This is a genomic window from Paenibacillus sp. 453mf, assembly GCF_900116105.1.
GTDB classification, from domain to species: Bacteria; Bacillota; Bacilli; order Paenibacillales; family Paenibacillaceae; genus Paenibacillus; species Paenibacillus provencensis.
On the sequence record NZ_FPAC01000004.1, the window covers coordinates 39,829 to 62,578 of the forward strand.

General features: G+C 46.0%; 23 protein-coding genes. 2 read left to right on the forward strand and 21 right to left on the reverse strand.

All coding sequences use genetic code 11. From position 1 onward, the window contains the following. Nucleotides 1–160: 160 nt before the first annotated feature. The 7 genes from BM415_RS17755 to BM415_RS17780 all read right to left on the reverse strand — a co-directional run bounded on the left by BM415_RS17755 (nucleotide 161) and on the right by BM415_RS17780 (nucleotide 5,880). Entirely contained in the window at nucleotides 161–892 is a 732-nt protein-coding gene (locus tag BM415_RS17755) for a Fic family protein (RefSeq protein WP_091160339.1), read from the reverse strand. 269 nt (nucleotides 893–1,161) lie between these two features. Further along, entirely contained in the window at nucleotides 1,162–1,332 is a 171-nt protein-coding gene (locus tag BM415_RS25170; RefSeq protein ID WP_170862539.1) for a hypothetical protein, read from the reverse strand. A 391-nt stretch (nucleotides 1,333–1,723) separates the two neighbouring features. After that, entirely contained in the window at nucleotides 1,724–2,509 is a 786-nt protein-coding gene (locus BM415_RS17760; RefSeq protein ID WP_091160340.1) for a DeoR/GlpR family DNA-binding transcription regulator, read from the reverse strand. A 52-nt stretch (nucleotides 2,510–2,561) separates the two neighbouring features. Continuing rightward, nucleotides 2,562–3,692: a 2-aminoethylphosphonate--pyruvate transaminase gene (gene phnW / locus BM415_RS17765; RefSeq protein ID WP_091160342.1), complete on the reverse strand. Its 1,131-nt coding sequence runs from the start codon at nucleotides 3,690–3,692 to the stop codon at nucleotides 2,562–2,564. Then, complete coding sequence (gene phnX, locus BM415_RS17770) at nucleotides 3,686–4,486, reverse strand: phosphonoacetaldehyde hydrolase (RefSeq protein ID WP_091160343.1); 801 nt, start codon at nucleotides 4,484–4,486, stop codon at nucleotides 3,686–3,688. Before phnX ends, phnW begins: the two co-directional genes overlap by 7 nt. A gap of 127 nt (nucleotides 4,487–4,613) precedes the next feature. Then, on the reverse strand, nucleotides 4,614–4,868 hold the full coding sequence (locus tag BM415_RS17775) for a hypothetical protein (RefSeq protein WP_091160345.1): 255 nt from the start codon (nucleotides 4,866–4,868) through the stop codon (nucleotides 4,614–4,616). A gap of 247 nt (nucleotides 4,869–5,115) precedes the next feature. After that, nucleotides 5,116–5,880, reverse strand: coding sequence for a MerR family transcriptional regulator (locus BM415_RS17780; RefSeq protein WP_091160346.1), 765 nt, complete (start codon nucleotides 5,878–5,880; stop codon nucleotides 5,116–5,118). A gap of 321 nt (nucleotides 5,881–6,201) precedes the next feature. On the opposite strand from BM415_RS17780, the gene BM415_RS17785 reads away from it, so the two are divergent. Beyond that, on the forward strand, nucleotides 6,202–8,586 hold the full coding sequence (locus tag BM415_RS17785) for a glycoside hydrolase family 16 protein (protein ID WP_091160347.1): 2,385 nt from the start codon (nucleotides 6,202–6,204) through the stop codon (nucleotides 8,584–8,586). Between the two features lie 170 nt (nucleotides 8,587–8,756). On the opposite strand, the gene BM415_RS17790 is transcribed toward BM415_RS17785, so the two are convergent. From BM415_RS17790 to htpG, 9 genes are all read right to left on the reverse strand, one after another. Then, nucleotides 8,757–9,269, reverse strand: coding sequence for a GNAT family N-acetyltransferase (locus tag BM415_RS17790; protein WP_280142883.1), 513 nt, complete (start codon nucleotides 9,267–9,269; stop codon nucleotides 8,757–8,759). A 292-nt stretch (nucleotides 9,270–9,561) separates the two neighbouring features. Then, complete coding sequence (locus tag BM415_RS25175) at nucleotides 9,562–9,729, reverse strand: hypothetical protein (RefSeq protein WP_170862540.1); 168 nt, start codon at nucleotides 9,727–9,729, stop codon at nucleotides 9,562–9,564. Between the two features lie 116 nt (nucleotides 9,730–9,845). Then, nucleotides 9,846–10,340 carry a hypothetical protein gene (locus BM415_RS17795; protein WP_091160349.1) on the reverse strand — a complete coding sequence of 165 codons (495 nt, stop codon included), beginning with the start codon at nucleotides 10,338–10,340 and terminating at the stop codon, nucleotides 9,846–9,848. Between the two features lie 88 nt (nucleotides 10,341–10,428). Further along, nucleotides 10,429–10,662, reverse strand: a complete 234-nt coding sequence (locus tag BM415_RS17800; RefSeq protein WP_091160350.1) for a YvrJ family protein — start codon at nucleotides 10,660–10,662, stop codon at nucleotides 10,429–10,431. Between the two features lie 196 nt (nucleotides 10,663–10,858). Then, complete coding sequence (locus tag BM415_RS17805) at nucleotides 10,859–11,014, reverse strand: DUF3934 family protein (protein WP_170862541.1); 156 nt, start codon at nucleotides 11,012–11,014, stop codon at nucleotides 10,859–10,861. An 83-nt stretch (nucleotides 11,015–11,097) separates the two neighbouring features. Next, nucleotides 11,098–11,379, reverse strand: coding sequence for a SunI/YnzG family protein (locus BM415_RS17810; RefSeq protein ID WP_091160352.1), 282 nt, complete (start codon nucleotides 11,377–11,379; stop codon nucleotides 11,098–11,100). A 43-nt stretch (nucleotides 11,380–11,422) separates the two neighbouring features. After that, a complete protein-coding gene (gene hemG / locus BM415_RS17815) occupies nucleotides 11,423–12,829 on the reverse strand; it encodes a protoporphyrinogen oxidase (RefSeq protein ID WP_091160353.1) in 1,407 nt (468 codons plus the stop codon). A 14-nt stretch (nucleotides 12,830–12,843) separates the two neighbouring features. After that, nucleotides 12,844–13,728 (reverse strand): putative RNA methyltransferase, encoded by an 885-nt coding sequence (locus BM415_RS17820; RefSeq protein ID WP_091160355.1) that lies wholly within the window; start codon nucleotides 13,726–13,728, stop codon nucleotides 12,844–12,846. Between the two features lie 228 nt (nucleotides 13,729–13,956). After that, nucleotides 13,957–15,843, reverse strand: coding sequence for a molecular chaperone HtpG (gene htpG / locus BM415_RS17825; RefSeq protein ID WP_091160357.1), 1,887 nt, complete (start codon nucleotides 15,841–15,843; stop codon nucleotides 13,957–13,959). A gap of 264 nt (nucleotides 15,844–16,107) precedes the next feature. Here htpG and BM415_RS17830 point away from each other — a divergent pair, with 264 nt between their 5' ends. Further along, nucleotides 16,108–16,533, forward strand: coding sequence for a hypothetical protein (locus BM415_RS17830; RefSeq protein WP_091160358.1), 426 nt, complete (start codon nucleotides 16,108–16,110; stop codon nucleotides 16,531–16,533). 153 nt (nucleotides 16,534–16,686) lie between these two features. Here BM415_RS17830 and BM415_RS17835 read toward each other — a convergent pair whose 3' ends face one another. From BM415_RS17835 to BM415_RS17855, 5 genes are all read right to left on the reverse strand, one after another. Continuing rightward, nucleotides 16,687–18,264, reverse strand: coding sequence for a response regulator (locus BM415_RS17835; RefSeq protein WP_091160360.1), 1,578 nt, complete (start codon nucleotides 18,262–18,264; stop codon nucleotides 16,687–16,689). Then, complete coding sequence (locus BM415_RS17840) at nucleotides 18,239–19,762, reverse strand: sensor histidine kinase (protein ID WP_091160361.1); 1,524 nt, start codon at nucleotides 19,760–19,762, stop codon at nucleotides 18,239–18,241. Before BM415_RS17840 ends, BM415_RS17835 begins: the two co-directional genes overlap by 26 nt. Next, entirely contained in the window at nucleotides 19,759–20,778 is a 1,020-nt protein-coding gene (locus tag BM415_RS17845; RefSeq protein ID WP_244533534.1) for a sugar-binding protein, read from the reverse strand. Before BM415_RS17845 ends, BM415_RS17840 begins: the two co-directional genes overlap by 4 nt. A 139-nt stretch (nucleotides 20,779–20,917) precedes the next feature. Then, complete coding sequence (locus BM415_RS17850) at nucleotides 20,918–21,739, reverse strand: carbohydrate ABC transporter permease (RefSeq protein WP_091160363.1); 822 nt, start codon at nucleotides 21,737–21,739, stop codon at nucleotides 20,918–20,920. A 3-nt stretch (nucleotides 21,740–21,742) separates the two neighbouring features. Then, complete coding sequence (locus BM415_RS17855) at nucleotides 21,743–22,678, reverse strand: carbohydrate ABC transporter permease (protein ID WP_091160364.1); 936 nt, start codon at nucleotides 22,676–22,678, stop codon at nucleotides 21,743–21,745. Between the last annotated feature and the right edge of the window lie 72 nt (nucleotides 22,679–22,750).

Here is a 22,750-nt window from a genome sequence, read left to right on the forward strand (position 1 = left end):
ACGAGTTCCCGGGTGGTCCGAGTCCTAAAGGGGGATTGAAGTGTAGGATCTTCTGGGTCATCCGGGGTTCCGAGGATAATCCCCCTAATTCGAGAATCTTCTTTTCTTATGGAAGCAGCGGATCCAGATCACATGAAAAGCTAACGCACTAAAAATGTTATTAAACGGATAACATCAGTTCAAGGCTGGCCTTAACTTCAGATGCTATTAGATCAATAATCGGCTCTAAGTCTCTATTATCTGCTTGCTCCAAGGCGATATAGTAATCTTCGCGCTTTTCATTACGAATGATAGCAGGCGGATACCCGTTTTTTAGGAGTATAAAATTCATAGCAAGCCGGCTGACTCTACCGTTACCATCGGTAAATGGATGGATAGCAGCGAGTTTATGGTGCAGTACTGCTGCTAGTTTGACAGGATGCATATGTAAATTTCCATTGTACCATTCAATGAGACGTTCCATTTCATACGGAACTTGTACTGCAGGAGTATACTGATGAATATTTCCGGACATAGTGAGCACGTGATTATCCATCTTCTTGTAGTCTCCAGGAGAGAAGTCGATATCCCTTACTCCCTGAAAAAGAATGGCATGAAAGTCTTTAATAATGCGTTCGGTTAAATCTCTCTGTTTAATGGCCTCATTGAGGTAATCTATAGCTTCTGCATGGTTTATTATTTCTAGATGTTCTCTTAATGATTTTCCTTTTACCGTCAGTCCTTCTCTTAAGAAGAAGGCCGTTTCACGGTAAGTAAATGTATTGCCTTCAATTGCATTCGTATGATAAGTCCACTCTTCACGGAATTTTTGAGCAATGGTATTCATAAGCTTTGGATCGATCGGGCGTTTCTTATCGACCTCTATTCGAAGAGCATCAATTTGATTAAACATTATCCATTTTCCTTCCTACTTCTTCTTACTAGCATTATATCAAAAGTAACTCTTATCAATACTTGGGATGTCCTCTTTTCTAAATAAATAATTATGAACTCAGAAGTACAAGTTTAGTTACAGTTTATTTACTTAAACATAAACATAGAGCAGACCGGTTTAACTCGGTCTGCTCTATTCAAAATGATTAGGATTCTTCTTCTATAAGGTTCTTTTCGTTCTCGAATAGTTTATACAAGGCATTTATATCGGAATCGCCTTCTAGTAACTTAAAATTCAAGACATTTATCATATGGGCTGGATCGAACAGTTCCCATTTTGAGCTGTATGCGAGATGGTATCTCACTTATATACCATTCGAAGTGCTGCTGCGCTTCTTTTTTCTTCATTTCTTCAAAAGACTTTATTTCAAATGGAGGGTGCATTAAAGGATATTCCACTCTGTGCCTCCTTCATAGTAATAATGGAATCTTGTACTTATATTCTATTTGTCTTAGGTATGCCATTAACGAAGCAGTACCTTGTCCTTGCACTTCGGAAGAAGTGCCAGACTACGCCACTTACACGACCTTTTTGTAGCAGCCAGCTATCCTTATTAATTTGTTTTTTTACAAAGCTTTCGGTATAAGCGAAATGCTGTCTACCTCTGTTTCTCAGTACTTCTTTACTATAAAATACATTTCGTTAACGGGCTGTTAAACACAAGTTAAATATGTGTTTTTATTCTACTCTTCATTGTTTTATTGTGTATTATGGGTAACAAAAAACCATGACATGCATATTTTTCACACATCATGGTTATATGAAATGCAAAGCTATGATTAGAACATTTTAATCGGCTACGATCCAATGGACATCCTCTTCAGTTAATTTGCTCTCCCAGGCCGCAGGAGGCGGCACATCGCTGACTACCATGTCCACTTCTCTGAAGTCTGCAAATTTATAGAAATGAGAGGTTCCAATCTTGGTGTGATCCGCCAGCACAATGGTTTGTTTCGCCTGCTTCATGAAGGTTCGAGCCAGCAGCCCTCTGTCATCCTCATAGCTCGTGATTCCGGTATCTAGCTGAAGACCGTCCGCGACCACAAACGCTTTGTCGACATGGAAACCGGACATGAACTCTACGGCAAGTGTTCCAGATGCACGATAATGCTTGGAATTAATTCTCCCGCCGATAAGCACAATTTCTCCGTCAAACGCACCTTTATTCTTATAATTAATTAACAAGTTCAAGGTATAGATTGAAGACACCAGTATTGTAAGATGCTTTTTAAGGATGAGTGAATCGATCATCTGCAGTGTTGTCGTTCCTTCGTCAATAACAACGATATCGTGGTTCTGTACCAGAGAAGCTGCGGTCCTGCCGATCCGCTTCTTCTCTTCTGCCTGAAGCACTTCACGTTTGCCGTAAGCTGGCTCTTCCCGTTCAACATTGAGTTTGACAGCGCCGCCGTACACTCTCTTCAGCTTGTTCTCATTCTCCAGTTCTTCGAGGTATCTGCGAATGGTTTCCGAAGAGACATCCAGTGCCCTTACCAGCTCAGGCGTTCTGACCTTGCCCTGCAGCTGGAGCATATCTAATATAGTCTGCTTCCGTTCCTCTCCAGCGAGTGACATTTACTCATTCTCCTTTGTATTCGTTCTTTATATATCCAGGTCTTATTGCAGCTTACTTATCCCCATTTGCAGCCGTTATCCGTTTCACAATGCCGATCAGCTCTTTAATATCAGAAGCATGCACATCCCCGATCGTTCCAATACGGAACGTAGGCACGCTTGTCAGCTTGCCCGGATATAGAACAAAACCTTCTTCCTTCAACCGACTGTAAAATGCGGAGAACGAGAAGCCAGCCTCCGGGTACCGGAACGAGGTAATAATCGGAGAATGCCATTCGGCCGGCAGTAATGTAGAGAAACCCGCTTCCTTCATTCCCTTAACCAGCTCCTGCTGATTTTGATTGTATCTATTGTAGCGTGCATTTACACCGCCCTCTTCCTCAAGCTCGATTAATGCCTGATCAAAAGCCCGAACGACATGGGTCGGAGATGTATAACGCCATTTCCCGTTCATTCGTTCCATGATATCCCATTGATCATACAAGTCAAGGGACAGTGAGCGTGCGTTGCCTTTACAAGCGGTCAGACAGCTGATTCGAGCAAGTACAAATCCGAAGCCGGGAACGCCCTGAATGCATTTGTTACTGCTGCTGATCAAATAATCAATTCCTAGCTCATGCATGTCCAGCGGAACCCCGCCAAAGCTGCTCATGGCATCCACGATTAGTGATTTGCCTTGGCGTCGTACCGCCTCACTTAGCTCATGGAGTGGATTCAGTACCCCCGTAGTTGTCTCGCAATGGACGATAGCCGCATGAGTAATGGAAGGATCCTTCATCAGTGCCTCCTCAAAAACAGCCGGGCTGATCGCTTCTCTCTCATCAAAACGGACAGCCGTCACCGGAATGCCAAGCACCTTCGCCATTTCCACCATGCGTTCTCCATATGCTCCGTTTACCGCCACCACAAGCTTTCCTCCCTGCCTCGGCAGAGCTGTGCCAAGCACCGCTTCAACACTGAAGCTGCCGCTTCCTTGCATAAGCACAGCGGTATATTCTTCTGTGTGCCCAGGTGCAGCCAGCCGAACCAGCCTGTGTCTAATGGAGTTTACCAGCGTATTATATTCATCGTCCCAGGTGCACCAATCCTTTAGCATCGCCTGCTTGACGGTGTCCGTCGTGGTCAAGGGTCCGGGAGTCAGCAGCAGATACGGATTACTGCTTGTCTTTTTTACTGTTAGCATGGAAGCTCTCCGTTCACCATACGAAGATTAATATCTTCAATGACCTGATCCAGCTCGCCGATCTCGGAGATAACGTAGTGCGCACCAGCCTTTTTCAATTGTTCAGCAATTTCGTCAAATCTCTTCTGCTTCTCTCCCTCAGGCAGTTTGCGGACTTCCTCTTCAGTAAGCCCCAGCTCATTACCTCCGAATACAACACCCACTGCCCATACTCCAGCATTTCGTCCTTCTCTCATGTCTGCTTCTGTATCCCCGCATTTAACAATATCCTTCATCTGAATCGTACCCAGTGCTTCTGCATTTCGGAAGATCATCCAAGGATAAGGTCTGCCTGCTGCCGTCTCATCCGGCGCAATGACACTGTCCGGCTTATAACCATGCTTCGCCGCTTCAGGAACGATGACATCAAGCATTGCACGTGTATACCCCGTCGTTGTACCGATCGTTATGCCTTTTGCATGCAGTCGATCGGCCATTGCTACAGCACCCGGGACTGGAACAGCGAATTGATCGAGCAGTGAGAACAGCATAGGCTCAAAGGCTTCATACATCGTAAGGACATCCTGTACGTTCGGCAGACGTCCATACCTTTCCTGCCACGCTGCTGAGACTCCTTGATCTTCACAAATATCGCGAAGATGATCGATCTTCATCCGTCCCATCGGCTTACGAATGACCTCCGAGCTTACCGCAATGCCGTGTTCGTCAAACAATCTCCGGAATGCCTCTACGGGAGCAAAGCTCCCGTAATCCACCATCGTACCTGCCCAATCCAAAATTACTGTTCTAATCATGTTATTACCTCCGTTATTTTATATTTATGATTGCTTCATCGTTTAATAATGCTTCAGGATTTTGCCTAATTTTAATTGGATGTTCTTTCAAAAACTTATGCCAAATCCTCGGATGTCTCGGTTGTACTTATCTCTTTTGCCACGCAGCGGTTTTGCGGCGAAGCCTTGCGGTAAGTACCTCGTATCCTCCTCGTACTGCTAAATTCAGCATGACGATCAGCACGGACATCGCTGCTGCCTGCGCGGTATCACGGCCGCATCCGCTGGGACCCAGAAGACATGTGAACTTCCCCTTCGGTATAGTGACATTGATATGTTGTAGTGCAGTATAGGTTCCAAACGACTTACTAATGCTGTCAATGACCAAGCCCCCATTGTTCATATGCATTCTCCTAACTTTCTGTGAATTGCCTGCTAACGTAACAGCCTTGCCTTAGCTGTAACTACAGTCTACGGAACCATTGTTAACAGAGTGTCAAACACACGTTAATTATGTGTTTTTGATTGTTTTTAGTTTGTTTTGGCTAGAAACACACAAAAAAAGCTGTTGCTAAACACCTTTATAGGTGCAAGAACAGCTTTTCTTCCTGGTATTTCGATATCTGAGTTACTCCAATCCCCGTCTTCTATTACTTTAAGCCATCACAGTATATGATCATTGCTTCTCTTAGGAAGGCAGCGTACCCTGGAGTTCTTCCTTTCTCTATATTCTTGGTAAATCTCGAATCCTCCACGTACAGATCGGCCAGACCACGGAAGATTTCGGGTGTACAGTCGTAGTAATTATTCGTAATTTCCTGACGAAGCTCAGCAACTCCCTCCTGCACCTGTGCATCTGCAGGCCCAAGGTCCATAGCTCCTTCGATCTTGTCGTTAATCTCTTTGTTTCTGGCGTGGATTCTCGCCCAGTCCTGCTCCGTATAGGCATCAGTTTTACGCTCGGTTTGCGTAACGATTTCTTCCCCGTACTTCTCCTTCGCTTCCTGTGAATACTTCGCCTTGTGTTCCTCAATAGATTTCATATCAAATCCGTTAAACATCTCTTCCTTCGACATCGGAACTCCCCCATTCTCCTCTTGTAATGTTCGATCGACGGTATCGATTAATTCTTCGAGCCGTCTCTTCTGCTCCATGAGCAGCTCTTTGTGCGCCGCAAGCGCCCCTCTTCGGTCAAAATCCGGTCGGTCCAGAATCGGCCCAATCTCCTGCAGAGTGAACCCGATCTCGCGGAAAAACAGTACCTGCTGCAGCCGTTTCAGATTGTCGTCTGAATACAGCCGGTGACCGGACTCGGTGACTTCGTCCGGCTTGACCAGTCCAATCTCGTCATAGTGATGCAGCGTTCGGATCGTGACTCCCGTGAATTTCGCTACTTCCTTCACTTTATACAGCATTCCTTCACCTCCCTGAACTGATCATAATCCATCACGTAACGTTAGTTTCAAGCGTTCATTTAGGCGTTTCATTTTAGCGCTCCATTTTTGGCTGCCCATTTTTGGCTCTCTCACTCTGGTTGCTGACACAAAAGTCGTTCGTCATCGAAAAATTCCACTTGGGGACTTAATAAAACCGAAAAAGTGAGACCAAAACCAAAAAATGCGACCTGTTCATCTCCGAATGTTATTAGATAAAATAAAGTCGCCCCCATTTGGAAGCGTTTACCAAAACGAACGATTTCCACTGGGGAGCATCTACTCTATTGAGGGAGGTTATTTATGAAGCATCGTCATGCTACGGGAAAAAGTATCTTGCACGCCGCGTTCAGCTTGTTCTTAACCGCAATTCTGGTCACTACCTTCAGTCTGCTGCCCGCTTCCAATGTTCAAGCCGCTGAAGAAGCAGCTCCTTCCATCACCTCAATGACCTATTTCTCTGCCGCCGACGGCCCTGTTATTACCAAATCGGGCGTTGGGCAGGCCAGCTATGGTTTTGTCATGCCGGTGTTTAACGGAGGCTCTGTCACATGGAATGATGTTGCTCATGATTTGGGGGTTAAGGTAAAGGTCAATGGAAGCTGGGTTGATATCGATAGTATCGACAGCTTTACTTACAACCAAAACTGGGGGCACTGGAGCGATGGCGGCTTTAACGGCTATTGGTTCACCCTCTCCTCTACAACGGAGCTTCAGCTGTACTCCAAGACAACCGGAGCTACACTAGAATACACACTCGTATTCAATAACATTAACAAAACAACGATCACAGCAATGACCCCCACACAAGGACCGCAAATTACAGCGGGATATACAGGCGGTGCAGGCTTCACCTATCCTACATTTAATAATGATCCAGCCGTAACCTACGAAGCCGTAGCGGAAGATCTAAAGGTGTATGTCAAGCCTGTCAATGACACAGAATGGATTGATATTGACAACAATGCAGCCAGCGGCTGGATCTATGATCAGAACTTTGGTCAATTTACCGATGGCGGCGGCGGCTTCTGGTTCAATGTAACGGAGTCGATCAACGTCAAATTAGAGTCCAAAACGTCGGCAGCTAACGTTATTTACACCATTACTTTTAATGAACCCGTAAGAAATTCCTATGTGATCACACCGTATGAAGGAACGACATTTACAGCAGATGAGAGGGGCGCCATTGGCCTCCCTCTTCCCAGGATCGATGGGGGAGCTGCTGTAGGAACTGAGCTCGGTAATTTTGTATACCAGATTAACGTTGGAGGCGTGTGGATAGATCTGGATCAATCCAGTCAGAGCGGATTTACCTACTCCTCCAGTGGATATAACAACATGTCCGATGCCAATCAGTGGGGCTACTGGGCGGATCATATCTATGGCCTTTGGTTCCAGCCTATCCAGGAGGATATGCAGATTCGAATCGGCTATCCGCTGAATGGTCAGAAAGGCGGCAGTATCGGAAATAATTACGTCGTCTATACCTTCATTGGCAACCCGGATGCCCCGCGGCCAGACGTAACGGATCAGGAGGATATTATGATCGGAACGCCAGGCAATCCTGACATTCAAGGCATGAATCTCATTTGGCAGGATGAATTTAATGGATCCACACTCGACACAAGCAAGTGGAGCTATGAAACAGGATATTATTTAAACGATGACCCGAACACCTGGGGCTGGGGTAACTCCGAGCTGCAGCATTACACGAATAGTACACAGAATGTCTTTTTACAAGATGGAAATTTAACGATCAAAGCCATGAACGAGCCAAAATCCTTCCCACAAGACCCAAGTCGGTATGCACAATACTCGTCTGGTAAGATTAATACAAAGGATAAGTTCTCTCTCGAATATGGCAGAGTGGATTTCCGTGCGAAGCTGCCGACGGGAAATGGCCTATGGCCAGCCTTGTGGATGCTTCCAGAGAACAGTCCTTATGGTGTATGGGCATCATCTGGTGAAATTGATGTTATGGAAGCCAGAGGACGCTTGCCGGGCTCAACCAGCGGTGCCGTACACTTTGGCGGACAATGGCCAGCCAACCGACATCTCTCTGGAGAGTATCACTTCCCGGAAGGGCAAACCTTCGCAAATGATTATCACGTGTATTCTGTCGTATGGGAAGAAGATAATATTAAATGGTATGTGGACGGGAAGTTCTTCTTCAAAGTGACGAGAGAGCAGTGGTACTCCACTGCTGCGCCGGACAATCCGAATGCGCCATTTGATCAGCCGTTCTACCTCATTATGAATCTAGCGGTTGGCGGAAGCTTTGACGGTGGACAGACTCCGAACCCTGGGGATATTCCTGCCACGATGCAGGTAGATTATGTCCGTGTCTATAAAGAAGGCAACTCGAATCCTGATCCTACCGAACCTACCGAGCCTGAACCTGTCTCTGTTGTTGGAGATGAGGTCAAGGGTCTGAAAATAATTGGAGATGATTTGCAGTTCTATGTAAATGGCGCAACTTTCGCCGATTTGCACTATAAAGTTAATAACGGAGGGCAATTGAACGTTGCTATGAACTCAACAGGCAGCGGCAATTTCACCTACAATGTAAATAACCTGCAGCAGGGAGATACCGTTGAATACTTTTTCACCTATAATCCTGGTGGAGGAGCGTTAGATACGCCTTGGCTCACCTACATCCATGGCGTTACCGAGGGTGTACCCGAATGATATAACGGGATTCTAAGCAGGTGCGGTATCCATCAGCGTCATAGTCATTCATGTCAAAGCAGCTCTATAGCTCAAGAGAAAGAAGCAGGCACAGCACAATTGCCTGCTTCTTCTTGGTTGTATTTTCTCTCAGTAACCAACCTCTATTTTGTTAATTAAATGACTTTGACTCATCTATGAATGCCGTATACTTCCCTGTACAGCTGTTCCTTATACGAATGAAACTCCGTTTCTGTCAATCGCTGAGGATAGCTCATAATGCATAAGGGCAGCTCCGGCTGACCTTCCCGCAGCGGCGGCTGTACATACTTGTGATCCCCAAGCTGAAAACCGAGCCGCTCATAGAACCCGATTCTTCTTCGCTTCAGCTCATCTTCGGGAGGCTCGACTTCTAGAATGACCGGCAGTGCCGATTCCTTCATGAATTGTTCCATTAACTGTCTTCCTCTTCCTCCGCCTCGAATGACCGGAGAAACGGCAATATGCTCGACGAATCGAAAGCTCTCAAATTCCCAGCCCGCGAGAAAAGCAATTACTTTCCCGTGCTCATCCTCTTGTGTCAGGAGCCGATAGTACGGATTAGACAATAACATCTTCTGCCCTTCATAGCTGCGATACTCAATAACCGGGAAAGAATCCTTCATGATGCTATATATCTGATCAAATGTTTCTAGTTGAACCAATTCTTTCACTTCCTTATATCACAATCTGCTAGATGCTGCTTTCAACCACAATGCTGCCTTTTCCAGTCTAGCACTGCACCTCAAGGATATTCAAACCACAGCTCACTCTGATTGCAATAACGCCCCGTCATGTACCTTCTATCTTATCCAACTCTTCCCATAATGATGTGGACACAAAGGAAAAGCCCAGGCCTTCTGGCCTGGACTTTTCCCTCCATGTGAAGTGACTGTCAGATGATGAGTGACTGTCAAGCAAATATGCCTGCTGATTAGTGACTGGGTGTGTGATAGCCTATTTCAAATCTACGCGCGGTACTTTTTTGCCTCCATGTGACGATCGCGAGCTTCTCATCATATTGGAGACTGACGTAAACAGCTTGTCCCTCGCTTTTTTATTCCTCATCAAGTAAGTGACACCAGCGCCAACGGCTGTCATTATAATTCCTCTTTTTTTAGACATGTGTAACTTCCTCCTCTTAGGATATATTTCATCGTGTCTTGCTTGAAATTTACCCTTTGCGGGGAAAACGAAACGCTAACGCTGACGATTAGAATGATTTACACTATAAAATTGCTCTAATTTACGTCTGCTGAGGATACGGATGTCTGTGATTTCAGAATGGTATATTTCTGATCTTCCTTGAACTGTTCCCACGCTGTATCATACACCACTTCCACATCAGGATGGGCTGTGAAATAATCCTCTCTCACTTCAAACCTCACTTCATAAATGCTTGTCTCTTCATTGCTGCTGGCGATGCTAACCTTGGGCTCAGTGAACACTTCATCCGCCTCATCAGGCATTACAAACTGAACCTGATAATCCGGATTATTTGTAACTTCCGCAGTGATTCGAACTTCGCGGCCAGATTCATTATAATGAGAAGATTTCATTTGCATCTGATCTTGCTCTGGTATCTCTTCAGGTTCGGAAGAATCCGCTTCATCCAAGAGATAATAGACTTTATCTAATTCAGGTGCAATTTCTTCAACCGCAGCAGGCTGTGAGCAGCCTGCTGCCAGCAAGCCTGTTAATATGGCTGGCAGTATCTGTTTAGTTAGTCGATTCATAATTAAAAATACTCCAATTCTGAATAAGTGTTGAATGCTGAATGAATCTATTCAGTTCGTTCGCAGTCCTTGTAATTGAAAATACTGATTATCCACCCTCTTTGTCCCGATCTGACTTAATTGCTTGATTAGCCGTCGCTGCTTTGGCTTCGGCATCCAAATCCCGGACCGTCTTTGTCAGCCGGGTTATGGAGTTATCCAGCTTATCTAAACGCGTTCCAATCGTGCTCAGTATATACCGGAGTAAAATGACACAAACCGCCATGGGAAAACCGATGTTCGTCACCAAGTAAATGATTTCTTCCAGATTGATTAATTCCATTGTAAATCCCTCCCTTATATATGGAAAGGTAATGGAATCGTCCTTTTTACAACTATTAACAGCGATTTCTTGAATTCCCGGTCTTAGATAAACTTTATGTAACGCAAAAGAACCGCCCGGAGCTTCTGCCGGACGGCCTAACGCATACTGTTCTGAAGTTTAAATCATCTATATCCTGTTATGTTTGATGCTTGCTTTATTTCTGACCTTCGGGAGCTGTATCAGAAGATTTCTTAGTACCCTTGCTCTTATATGGCTTTGGCGCACTCTTGGCGCGTCGCTCACTGGCTTGCCAGCGATTCCAGCCTTTTTTGCCTGTCCCTCTTCCTGTCCCGCCTTTACCTTTTGCCATGCTATCCTTCACCACTTTATATTCATTTCCATACTTATGGGTTAGCCTAACACTATACAGGAATGAGAACTCAATGTACAGTCTTACGAAGAAGCCTTGAAATACTCATCCCGGTATTGATTTATATTTGTTAATATGGACTGTGCATTCGTCGTAAATAAGAGATATGCTGCATCCTTTGTACGGATTACGATCCGATCTGTGGTACCTTGCGGTAAACCAATTCTTATTGCATCCTTTATTTCACCTGCATACGTTGCATCCTCAATAACGGAGACGATTTGCTCAAGCGGTATTTCGACCTTGGTCAATTGCCATCGAATTACGAGCTGATCACCTTTTCTCGCAACCGTAATACCCAGCATACTGATGTCCCCCTTAATAATAGTGGTATCTATCCCTCTGAGGTTATTCTACTACGCCTTGTAAATGCAATTGCTCAATTACCTTCGCTGCTGTCTTCTCCCCATTCAGCATGCAATCTGGAATCCCCACTCCATAGTAGGAACAGCCAGCAAGCCAAATTCCCGGGAAATAAAGTGCCATACCATGCTCCAGCGACTGAACCAGTTCATGATGCTTCATATGATAATTCGGCATTTGCTCATGCCATTTGCGGACGTGATGCGTCATCGGCTTCGCCGAAATTCCCATCGCCTCGCGAATATCGCTCAGCGCAACCTCAATAAGCTCCTCTTCAGACAAGGGAAGAAGTGAGTCATATACTGGCTTCGTGCTTTTATAAAAGAGTCTGACCAGCAAACGGCTGTGATCCGATGTATGCTTCCACTTTCGGCTCGTCCAGGTACAAGCATTGCACTTCAGGTCACTCGCATCCGTCGTGATGAACCCCGTCCCGTTAGCCGGGAGCTCACTGTCCGGAATGTCAAAGCCCAAATAGATGCTGATCAAGGAGCTGCTCTTCAGCTTCTCAAAATCTCTCATAAGCTCAGGCTTAGCAAGCATACTTCCCGCTGCGGTATGAGGGACACTTAATACGACGTAATCGGCTTCCAATTCATCACCGGCAGACAAATTCAATGTATACTTTCCATTCACACGCTCAATGCGGGTAACGGACGTCTCTTTACGAATATCCACCTTAGAGAGTTCCCTTTCAAACGCATCAATGAGATCAGACATCCCTCCAGCAAAAGAAAGAAACTTCTTCTCTCCAGAGGATTTCAGCTTGCCTCGCTGCTCGGACAGTCCGCGGATCAGGCTCCCATATTCGTTCTTGTAATCCAGCAGATAGGACAGCGTCGAAGCCAGGGTAAGGTCATAAATATTCCCTGAATATACCCCGGATATAACGGGTGCAATCTGCTTCTCCACAAACTCCTTGCCGAGAAAAGCTTCAAGAAATTCACCTAGAGAATCATTTTTTGTAAACCGGTCATTAGGCGTGTAAAAATCCTTGAGTGCTTCGACTTTTCCTTCGGCAGATACAAGTGTCGTACTGGCGAGAGATTCAATGCTCATCGGTATCCCGAACATGGAATCATCAGGAATCTGCTTCAGCGCTCCGTCACTGTGGACAAAAGAAGTACCTGTCTCGTTGAAAACGATGCGATCGGTTAGCCCAAGCTGCTCAATGTATTGAAACGTATTCTTTTTGCGCGTCACAATGGAGTCAGCTCCCGTCTCCATCGTAAACTCCCCATCATGTACGGTGCTAATTTTGCCGCCCAGCGCAGAGTCTGCCTCTAACAGGACGATCCGCACGTCTTGACCGCTTGTTCTAATCTCTTTTTGCAAATGATAGGCACAGGACAAGCCTGTAATGCCTCCGCCGACGATGGCCACTGTCTTCAATGGAATCTCACCTTCTATATCTTAAAGTTCGAATTCTTCTTTTTCCCGTACATTATATGATAATCAAACGTAATACTCTGCTGTTTAAGGACTTCCTTCTGCTTGTGTTCTGTAATTCCCCAGGACAGAGGCGTCATATGAACCAAGTGGGCCATTTCCTCAGCGTCAAGCTGAAGTGTGTAGCTTACCTTCTCCTCACAAATCATGTGAAAATGACGGGCAAAATGCTGGATTGTACGCTTATTATCGTAATCCTCCTGTGCCGTATGCTCATAGAATCGGCTTCTCAGCTCCTGCAAATACCCGCTGCCTGGAATAACCTTAATGACCATGCCGTCATCCGTCAGCAGCCGGTCGAATTCTTCATAGTTCGAAGGAGACAAGATGTTCAGAATGTGGTCGACAGCATGGCTCTTAAGCGGCGTTCTTGCAAGATCCGCAACACAAAAGAGAGAATCGGAGCTCTGCTTGGCCGCAAGCAGAATCCCTTCCTTGGCAATATCCAGCCCAACACCAATCCATTCATGCCTCGTCATAGAGCCAAGCTTCTTCTGGAGCTGGATTAACAATGACCCTTCGCCACATCCGGCATCCAGCAGCATATTCGGCGCAGAAGCCCTAGAGTACTGGAGATGATCCGGCATGTGATTCATCATTCCGAATGCGATCGCCTCAATCAGCGGTTCAAGCTTACCATCTGCGATCAGCTGTTTGCGCGCACGGAATAATGTGCGATCATATTTAGTTTTTGCTGCACGCAGCAGCATGTTAATGTAGCCGTATTTCGATATATCAAAGGTATGTCCTTGCGGACAAAACAAGCCTTTTCTTGCCGTAAGCTCCATTTCCCCGTTACATACTGGACAACGAAGCAAATTAATAACGTGTGAATTCAGCATGCTAACACCCCATTCATTCATTTATCGCAGGAATGAAAAAGGCACAGAAAAATAAACCCCCGGCTTGTCATTTTTAAAAAACGCCTGGGCTTACTTATAATCTGTACCTCTCATTAACGATAGCGAATGAACTGAATTAGCATACGTAGTTCTCCTTAAAATAGAAAAATGAGAACAGAAACCTCTGTTCTCATTTCATTTTACCGTGGCATGGAGCTGTAGTAAACCTTACGCCATCATTTTGCAGATATCGTTCGTGAACGCGACTGGATCTTCAACCTGAAGACCTTCAATTAACAGCGCCTGGTTGTACAGAACGCTGGTGTATACCGCGAATTTATCTTGATCATTCTCATATGCCTGCTTCAATGCGCTGAACACATCATGATTCGCATTAATCTCCAGCACTTTGTCGGCTTTGACCTGCTGGCCGTCCGCATTCGGCATCGCATTCAGCACTTTCTCCATCTCGATGGTAATTTCACCATCGGCGGATAGGCAGACCGGATGGGATTTGAGACGCTTAGAAGCTTTGACACTCTTCACTTTGCCGCCCAATAGCTCGTGCATTTTCTCAAACAATTCCTTGTTCTCGGACTCCTTCGCTTCGGCTTCCTCTTCACTGGCATCCGCTTCGAATCCAAGATCACCACTCGATACAGAACGGAATTCTTTCTCCTGGTAGCTCATCAGCATCTTGATGGCGAATTCATCCACATCGTCTGTGAAATAGAGAATTTCATATCCTTTATCCGCAACGAGCTCCGTTTGCGGCAGGCGTTCGATACGCTGTACGGATTCGCCTGTTGCATAGTAAATATACTTCTGATCTTCCGGCATACGGGAGACGTATTCAGCCAGGCTGACCAGCTTCTGCTCCTTCGAGGAATAGAACAGCAGGAGGTCCTGAAGATCGCCCTTGTTCATGCCGTAATCGTTGTACACTCCAAATTTAAGCTGTCTGCCAAACGATTCGTAGAACTTCTCATAATTCTCACGCTCATCCTTCATCATGGACTGGAGTGCAGATTTGATCTTGTTCTTAATATTCTTTGCAATCAGCTTCAATTGACGATCATGCTGCAGCAGCTCGCGGGAAATGTTCAAGGACAGATCCTCGGAATCGACCATCCCTTTGACAAAGCTGAAGTAATCCGGCAGCAGGTCCCCGCATTTATCCATAATCAGTACGCCGTTGGAGTAGAGCTCAAGACCTTTCTCATATTCCTTGGTGTAATAGTCGAACGGTGTTTTTTCCGGGATAAACAGAATGGCGTTGTACACAACGGCACCATCCGCACTGATATGTACGTGCTTCAGCGGCTTGTCGAAGCCGTAGCGTTTTTCGAAATAAAAGTTCTCATAGTCTTCATCTGTCAGCTCACTCTTGTTCTTGCGCCAGATCGGAACCATGCTGTTTACGGTTTGCTCTTCGGTAACTTCCTCAAACTCGTTCTCTGCATCTTCCTTCGGCTTCTGTGTCTTCACGTCCATCTTGATCGGATAACGAATGAAATCGGAATATTTCTTGATGATCGTTCTAAGACGATACTCCTCAAGGAACTCATCATAAGAATCCTCTTCCGTATTCTCTCTAATGTGAAGAAGGATATCGGTGCCCACACTGTCTTTGTCAGCCGGTTCAATCGTGTATCCATCTGCGCCCTGAGACTGCCATTTATAGGCCTGATCGCTGCCCCAAGCCTTGGTAATGACGGTAATCTCATCAGCAACCATGAACGCAGAATAGAAGCCGACCCCGAATTGACCAATAATATTATGGCCGTCCTTCAGCTCATTCTCATTCTTGAACGCAAAAGATCCACTGTTCGCAATGATCCCCAGGTTGTTCTCCAGCTCCTCCTGAGTCATCCCAATCCCTGTGTCAGAAATGGTGAGCGTGCGGTTTTCTTTATCTGCCGTAATTTTGATGAAATAATCTTCGTTATTAAAAGTCAGCTGATCCTCTACCAATGCTTTGTAGTACATCTTGTCGATCGCATCACTGGCGTTGGAAATAAGCTCTCTTAGAAAAATTTCCTTTTGTGTGTAAATAGAATTAACCATCATCTCCAGCAAGCGCTTGGATTCGGCCTTAAACTGCTTTGTTGCCATGATTAGTCTCCCTTCTATTCTATGAGCGTCGCTGCTCAAATTTTTAGCACTCTAAACCTTAGAGTGCTAACTCTTCTACTTATATATCATATCCGAAAAATTGATGTCAAGTTTAGATTCAGTTCTTGTAGTAATCAGCATAATTAATTATCTGAATAAAGCTAATCCGATCATTTTCATCTACTGGATACTGTCAGATTTGTAACCAAATCATGTATTACTTCGTTTAAAATAGGCTCGATCCTTCATTTAGGAGGTAAATCCATGAAATACATACTTAAGCTTAATATAATGAGTGCTATGTACGCGCTGCTGATCTTCTATCTCGTTCAAAGTCTCGGTAATTTTTATCGAATTGCGAGGCTTACGAACTGGGAGATGGATATCGTGAATCAAGCAGTTGACTGGAGCAGCCTTGGAGTATCACTGCTGTTCTCTGCCCTTTTCTGTTACCTAAACGTCAGATGGCTTGGCCTGCGGAAGGCGAATTATTGGACTGTTCTGCTGTGGATACCTTATTTTATCGGCTTTACTTATGTAATGGTTACGCTGTTTCCCATCACCCATCCTGCCGATGATCCAGGACCCGCTGTAGGACTTATTGTCCTTGGCATGCTGATCTTCTACCCGTTTTATATAGCAATATTGAACTTGTTCTCATATGTGTTTCAGAGAGTGAAATCTCCATAATCTATGAACGAGTCGATTGCCGGAGGTTGGTTTCCGTGCTCGCTTCATAAAATTCATACTGTCATGCAAGTACGTTACGAAGGGTAGTCTTGGCATCCGCTAAAAAAGGACACGATATTCTCGTGTCCTTCGTTTCATCTTCTGCTCGTAAGCCTAGCATTCTTTAAGTGCAGCACTCCGATAATCGGAAGGCGACATGCCAACCATCTTCTTGAAGACACGGCTGAAATAATTGGGATCCCTGTATCCAATTCTCTGACTAATGTCCTTCAATATATGACTGGGATCTCCGAGCAGCTCCCGAGCTTTTTCGATTCGGATTCCCGTCAAATAATCAATGAAGGTAATGCCGCACCTCTCATGAAAAATCTTACTGAAATAATGGGGATTCAGCCCCGCGATATCAGCGACCTCCTCAAGTGACAGCTCCCTGCTGTAGTGCTCAGCTATATATGCCTTTGCTTTTTCTATACTGCCTCTGTGCTCATCCATATACCATGTGTCCAGCGCTTCCAGTACAATATCAAATTGAAATATAGCATGCCCGCGTAAATCTTCGACGTCATTTATATCGTGAAATCCGCCAAGCTTAGGGAGAGATATTCCCTTCTCCTTCGCCTGGTTAAGTATTTGAGCAAACAGCTTGTGCAGATCATGCTGAACCCTTGCCAGCTGATACCTTGTCATTTCAAGCAGCTCGTTCAAGTACTGCTGAAACATGCCCTTCGCCTCCTCCACGTTGCCACGTCCTATCATAAGCAGTAACTGCTGCTCACAAGCATGAGGATAAGGGTACGACTCCTCATTCCCTGCGGGCAGATCCTCATAGAAACAGCTGCAGAAGATACGCGGTTCACTAGAAGCGAGCACAGCCTCGTGATAAGATCTCATCCATCCTTCCCTGCTGAATTTCAGCGTTCCGATGCCCGCGGTCATTCCGCTTGAAGGAAACATGCGCTGCGCTTCCTGCAACAGGCTCCTAATTAGATGAGCAGCTCTTGAGCGAACAGATATGCCACTTTCATTCCTCAGCCGTTCAGGAAACAGCAGCAGCGGAAGATGCTGTCCAATAAAAGGTCCTGCATGACAGAATCCATATACTGATATGCGGTTTCGTGCCCATTGCTGGATTCGAGTAAGCTCTGCTTGCCCGCTCTCCTGATCCACAGTGACCTTCAGTACACAGGCATATCCGGCTGAATCTGCAGGGATGCCTGCTGCTTGCTGCCATTCGGTTAGCTCTGCGCCAAGTGTCCGTGATTGACAGATAGAGGACACCCAATCTATTTCAAGCAGCGCTTTGGTCTGTTCAACCTGATGCCTCAGCGCATTCATTTGTGACAGCTCACGTCTCTCCTCATCAATATCCTTCATCACTGCTTGAATCGCACTTACGATTTGCTCTTTCTTGCAGGGCTTTAAGAGGTACTCCTTAACTCCGTATTTCATGACACAGCGCGCATACTCGAATTCGTCAAAGGCCGAGACCATGATCACCTTCATGTCAGGCAGAAGGTTATACAATACCGATACAGCTTCAATTCCGTCTGTACCCGGCATCTTAATGTCCATCGTAACCAAATCAGGCAGCAGCCTTTGCGCCATTTCAATGGCCATTCTTCCGTTCTCCGCTTCACCCACGACCTCGACATCGGGCAGATTCCTCTCCACGATCATCCTGAGGGCGCTGCGTTCAATCTGTTCATCATCGGCAATAAGCATTTTGAACATAGACGGCTTTCTCCTCCTTCGCGCAAGGCAGCTTCAACCTTATGATCGTTCCCTGTCCCGGGGCGGATTCAATATCCATGACGTCTTCCCGCTGATAATATAGCTGCAGCCGTTTCAGCACATTCGTAAGACCAATACCACTAGACGATGGTGGTGAGGACGGACTTTCTGACCAAGACTGCTCTTTCTTTCCTGTATACTCTTCTGCTGCTTCATCCTCTGGGAACACAGATCGGCCGAGCAGCTTCATTATCTGTTCTTCTCTCATGCCGGCTCCGTTATCCCGAATCTCCACCATGACCAAGCCGCCGTGTCTATAAATATGCAGTGACAGTTCTCCTCCATCCTCACAAGACTCTATTCCATGTACAAAGCTGTTTTCGATCAGCGGCTGGATCGTCAAGGAAGGCACCACATAGCCCAGGCAGGACTCATCAATCGTCTCCGAGAAGCGAATCCGCCCTCCGAATCTCATTTGTTGAATGTAAAAATACTCCCTCACAATCGCGATCTCATCCCTCAGCACCACATCGTGATGCATCTTTTTCAGATTGTACCTCAGCAGTGTCGAAATGGAATCCACCAGGTCACTAGTCTTCTCTGCCCCTTCCACGTAAGCCATTTTGGATACCATATTGAGTGTATTGAACAGAAAATGCGGATTGATCTGGTTTTGGAGACTTCGAATCTCCATTTTTTTGACGAGCGCATCAAGCTCTGATTTTTGCTTCATTTCTACCACAAGCTGACGAATATTCGCGCACATCCCGTTAAATGTCTCTGCCAGAAACTGCAGCTCATCCCGACTGTTCACCTTTATATCGCCTACCTCCAGATTACCGCGTGAAATTTGCTTCGCGGCCGTGGATAATCGGCGAATAGGATTCGTTATCCCTTCGGAGAACCAGAACGTAAACAGCGTGCATAATAGTGCAGCTGCCAAAAAAGCATACACGGCCATTTTTTGCAGATGTTCATTCTTCGCATTCATCATGTCATAAAAAGTCTGGTAATTGGACAGCTCGCTGTTGATTAGCGTAAGCGTCGTATCCTGGATGAACCCGGCAGTCCGGTCCGTTTGCGTCATCCGTTCATAGTAAGCGGCCAGATCTGTCCCTTGAGCCTGATTGATGGTTTGTCTGCCTTGTTCCAAGAAGCTCGTTATCATATTGCTGTAATTCTTCACGAGCACATAATTCATATCGTTCTCAATCTCCGCCAGCAGTGTTTCATTCAAGTGTCCAAGCTCATGTGCCTGTCTTTCATAATTCTCAAGCAGCCCCTGATCAGAAGCAGAGCTTTGCACAAAAGTCTGAATGGAGCCGTTAACCTGCACCGTACGCTGATTGATTTCGTTGAGCAGAAAGAACCGTTTCAATATCTGATCATACTGCGTAAGAGAATTGCTGTTATTCTGATACAAATACAAGGCAAGAGCAGATAAGAGGACGATCAGCACAGTGAAGAACAGCATCAGCTTTGTTTTGATGTGGATCATATACCTCCGTTCCCTCCCTTGTACATCGATAGATCTTCCTTTCGAATAATGCGGGCATCCGTGTTATACACACTGACAATCCGCTTGCCTCCCAGATAGTCCAGCATAAGCTCTACACCCTCCGCTCCCATTTGATAGGGCTTCTGTACAATGGATGCAGAAACAATGCCCTTGTCAATGAGCTCTATCGTTTCCGGAAGGTCATCAAAGCCGAATACTCGAATATCTTTATGCTCGCTGGCATGCGAATCCTGACTCCTGTCATTCAGCATTTGAGCGATCCCCATCGCATCCAGGGCACTAGTACCGACAAACGTATCCAGCGCTTCATGCTCCCTGGACATCGTATACGCTGCGGACGCGGAGCCAATCCGGTCGATGTTCGATTCTTTCATGTCTAGGATACGGATACCATCCTCCCGTTTCACCGCATCCAAAAAGCCGCGGACGCGCTCCTTCAGATTAGCAGCATGGAAGCTGCCGGTGACAATCCCGACGTTTGCGTTCCCGCCCGTATCCTGAATGAGCGCTTTGCCAGCCATAAATCCTGCCGCGTAATTATCGGTGCCCACATAAGCAAGACGCCGGCTGTCCGGCGCATCGGAATCAATGGTGATAACGGGAATCCCTAACTCTATGGCCTGGTCAACAATAGAAACGAACTGCTCTTCATCAAGCCCTTGGGTCAGAATGCCGTCGATCTTTGCGGCTACCGCCATTTCAATCAGCCGAATTTGCTCGCTGACACTGGCTTCCACCGGGCCAATATACTCGAGCGTGGCATGGTTTTTCTCCGCTGCACTTCTTGCTCCATGCTCGATCAGGCGCCAATAGGGATTATCAAGCTCCTGTGATATCAGTACCAGATGGATCTCAGGATTATGGGAATGGGTAATGGAAGACATGCCGGATTCATAATGAAGCGCTTTCATAAAATGAGTCAAAGATATGGACACCGTCAGTAGAAGCAGCAAGGCAATCAGAATATAATGCGGCCGCAGCCATGACTTGAGCAAGCGGGAGCCCCCCTTAGCTTGATATGGATCAAATCTAAAAAAGCTCTTACAGAGAGCCGCTTTCTTATCTAATGCGGCTCCCTATGCTGAGCTTAATCATTTCCATAACAAATCGCAATCCTTGATTTATATGAACAAGCTATCCTTTGACAGAACCTGCGAGCAGTCCTCTGATAAAATATCTTCCAAGCAGTATATATACAATCAGTGTAGGTAATGCAGCGAGGACCGCTCCTGCCATCTGTACATTCCAATGGACAACCTGACTGCCGGACAAATTCTGCAGCGCCACCATGATGGGCTGCTGGCTCTGCGTCGTCAGCGTGACGGCAAACAGGAATTCATTCCAGATGTTCGTGAACTGCCAGATGCCAACGACCACAAAGCTTGTCACCGACAGAGGAAGAATGATATGCCTGTATATACCGAGGAACCCTGTACCATCAATCTGCGCCGATTCAATAATCTCATTAGGGATGCTCACGTAGAAATTGCGAAAGATCAGCGTTGAAATAGGCAGACCATAAATGACATGCACTAAAATAAGTCCCGGCAGTGTATTGTACAGGTGAATCTGCTGCATGAATTGAATCAGCGGAATTAGAATGCTCTGGTAAGGAATAAACATACCGAACAGAATCAGCGTAAAGATCGTTTCCGAGCCTTTGAACCGCCATTTGGCAAACACATAGCCATTCAGCGACCCAAGAAGAGCGGAGAGCACGGTTGCCGGAATGACGAGCAGCATGCTGTTCCACAGATGCGGGGCAAGCCTGGCAAAAGCCTGGCTGTAGCCGGACAGATCTATTCTTTTTGGGAAGGACCACATTTGATTCAGTGTAATTGCATCAATTGATTTGAAGCTGGTGACAAGTACGACATAGACCGGAACCAGAAACAGAACGGCAAACACAGCAAGCAGCAAGTAAACGAAAAAGCGGGAAAGTCTTCTCTGTGCCACTCTCTAGTCCCCCTTTCGACTGGAAATCAGGTAAGGTACGATGAGGAACGAGACGAACAGCAGCAGCAGGATCGCAATGGCAGATCCATTGCCATAGAAATTGCCGCGGAACGTCGTTTCAAACATATAAACACCAGGCATATCGGTGACAAACATCGCTCCAGGGCCAGTCATCGAATAGACGAGGTCAAAGATTTTCAAGGAAATATGCCCAAGAATAATAACGGCGCTGACGATTACAGGCCTCAGCAGAGGCAAAATAATGGAGGTGAAAATCTTGCGCTCTGTGGCTCCGTCCACACGTGCAGCTTCGAACAAATCCTCCCCGATCGCCCGAAGTCCGGCGAGCAGCATCGCCATGGTATAGCCTGCCATCTGCCACACAGCCGCAATGATGACCGCAACCAAAGCTGCCGGAAAACCGAATTCAATCTGACCCATTTTAAAGAAAGAGAGGATTTCTGTACTCACATACCATTTGGGAGGACTCGATACACCGAGATTTTGCAGCAGAATATTAATTCCCGAAGAAGGATTCAGCAGCCACTGCCAGACTACCCCGGTTACGATAAAGGAGACTGCCATCGGGAAAATAAAAATGTTGCGGAAGATGCCTTCTCCTTTAATTTTCGAATTCACCAGCATCGCGAGCAGCAATCCAATCGCTAAGCACGCGAATATGAAGAGCACTGTAAACATGATGATATTGCGGATGTCAGATTGAAACCGGAAGTCCTGAAATAGAAAAGCGAAGTTCTTGAGTCCGGCAAAGGATAAATCCTTTACAAGACTATTCCAGTTACTAAGCGATACATAACCCGTCCAGCTGATGAAACCATATACAAAGATACCGATCGCTATCAGAGAGGGCATGAGCAGCAAGATACCCCATGCGGTATCAGGCACTCTTTTTTTGCGAAGAGTTGATTGTGTTCCCATTGAATTCGCTCCTTTTGCTTACGCGATTGGCCGCCAGATTGGCGTCAGCTTCACTTCAAAAACAGCCTCGCC

What these genes read in the sequence shown, in the direction of transcription:
- BM415_RS17755 (WP_091160339.1), bottom strand. Translation starts at nt 892, where the DNA reads ATGTTTAATCAAATTGATGCTCTTCGAATAGAGGTCGATAAGAAACGC.
- BM415_RS17760 (WP_091160340.1), bottom strand. Translation starts at nt 2,509, where the DNA reads ATGTCACTCGCTGGAGAGGAACGGAAGCAGACTATATTAGATATGCTC.
- phnW (WP_091160342.1), bottom strand. Translation starts at nt 3,692, where the DNA reads ATGCTAACAGTAAAAAAGACAAGCAGTAATCCGTATCTGCTGCTGACT.
- phnX (WP_091160343.1), bottom strand. Translation starts at nt 4,486, where the DNA reads ATGATTAGAACAGTAATTTTGGATTGGGCAGGTACGATGGTGGATTAC.
- BM415_RS17775 (WP_091160345.1), bottom strand. Translation starts at nt 4,868, where the DNA reads ATGAACAATGGGGGCTTGGTCATTGACAGCATTAGTAAGTCGTTTGGA.
- BM415_RS17780 (WP_091160346.1), bottom strand. Translation starts at nt 5,880, where the DNA reads ATGCTGTATAAAGTGAAGGAAGTAGCGAAATTCACGGGAGTCACGATC.
- BM415_RS17785 (WP_091160347.1), top strand. Translation starts at nt 6,202, where the DNA reads ATGAAGCATCGTCATGCTACGGGAAAAAGTATCTTGCACGCCGCGTTC.
- BM415_RS25175 (WP_170862540.1), bottom strand. Translation starts at nt 9,729, where the DNA reads ATGTCTAAAAAAAGAGGAATTATAATGACAGCCGTTGGCGCTGGTGTC.
- BM415_RS17795 (WP_091160349.1), bottom strand. Translation starts at nt 10,340, where the DNA reads ATGAATCGACTAACTAAACAGATACTGCCAGCCATATTAACAGGCTTG.
- BM415_RS17800 (WP_091160350.1), bottom strand. Translation starts at nt 10,662, where the DNA reads ATGGAATTAATCAATCTGGAAGAAATCATTTACTTGGTGACGAACATC.
- BM415_RS17805 (WP_170862541.1), bottom strand. Translation starts at nt 11,014, where the DNA reads ATGGCAAAAGGTAAAGGCGGGACAGGAAGAGGGACAGGCAAAAAAGGC.
- BM415_RS17810 (WP_091160352.1), bottom strand. Translation starts at nt 11,379, where the DNA reads ATGCTGGGTATTACGGTTGCGAGAAAAGGTGATCAGCTCGTAATTCGA.
- BM415_RS17820 (WP_091160355.1), bottom strand. Translation starts at nt 13,728, where the DNA reads ATGCTGAATTCACACGTTATTAATTTGCTTCGTTGTCCAGTATGTAAC.
- htpG (WP_091160357.1), bottom strand. Translation starts at nt 15,843, where the DNA reads ATGGCAACAAAGCAGTTTAAGGCCGAATCCAAGCGCTTGCTGGAGATG.
- BM415_RS17830 (WP_091160358.1), top strand. Translation starts at nt 16,108, where the DNA reads ATGAAATACATACTTAAGCTTAATATAATGAGTGCTATGTACGCGCTG.
- BM415_RS17835 (WP_091160360.1), bottom strand. Translation starts at nt 18,264, where the DNA reads ATGTTCAAAATGCTTATTGCCGATGATGAACAGATTGAACGCAGCGCC.
- BM415_RS17840 (WP_091160361.1), bottom strand. Translation starts at nt 19,762, where the DNA reads ATGATCCACATCAAAACAAAGCTGATGCTGTTCTTCACTGTGCTGATC.
- BM415_RS17855 (WP_091160364.1), bottom strand. Translation starts at nt 22,678, where the DNA reads ATGGGAACACAATCAACTCTTCGCAAAAAAAGAGTGCCTGATACCGCA.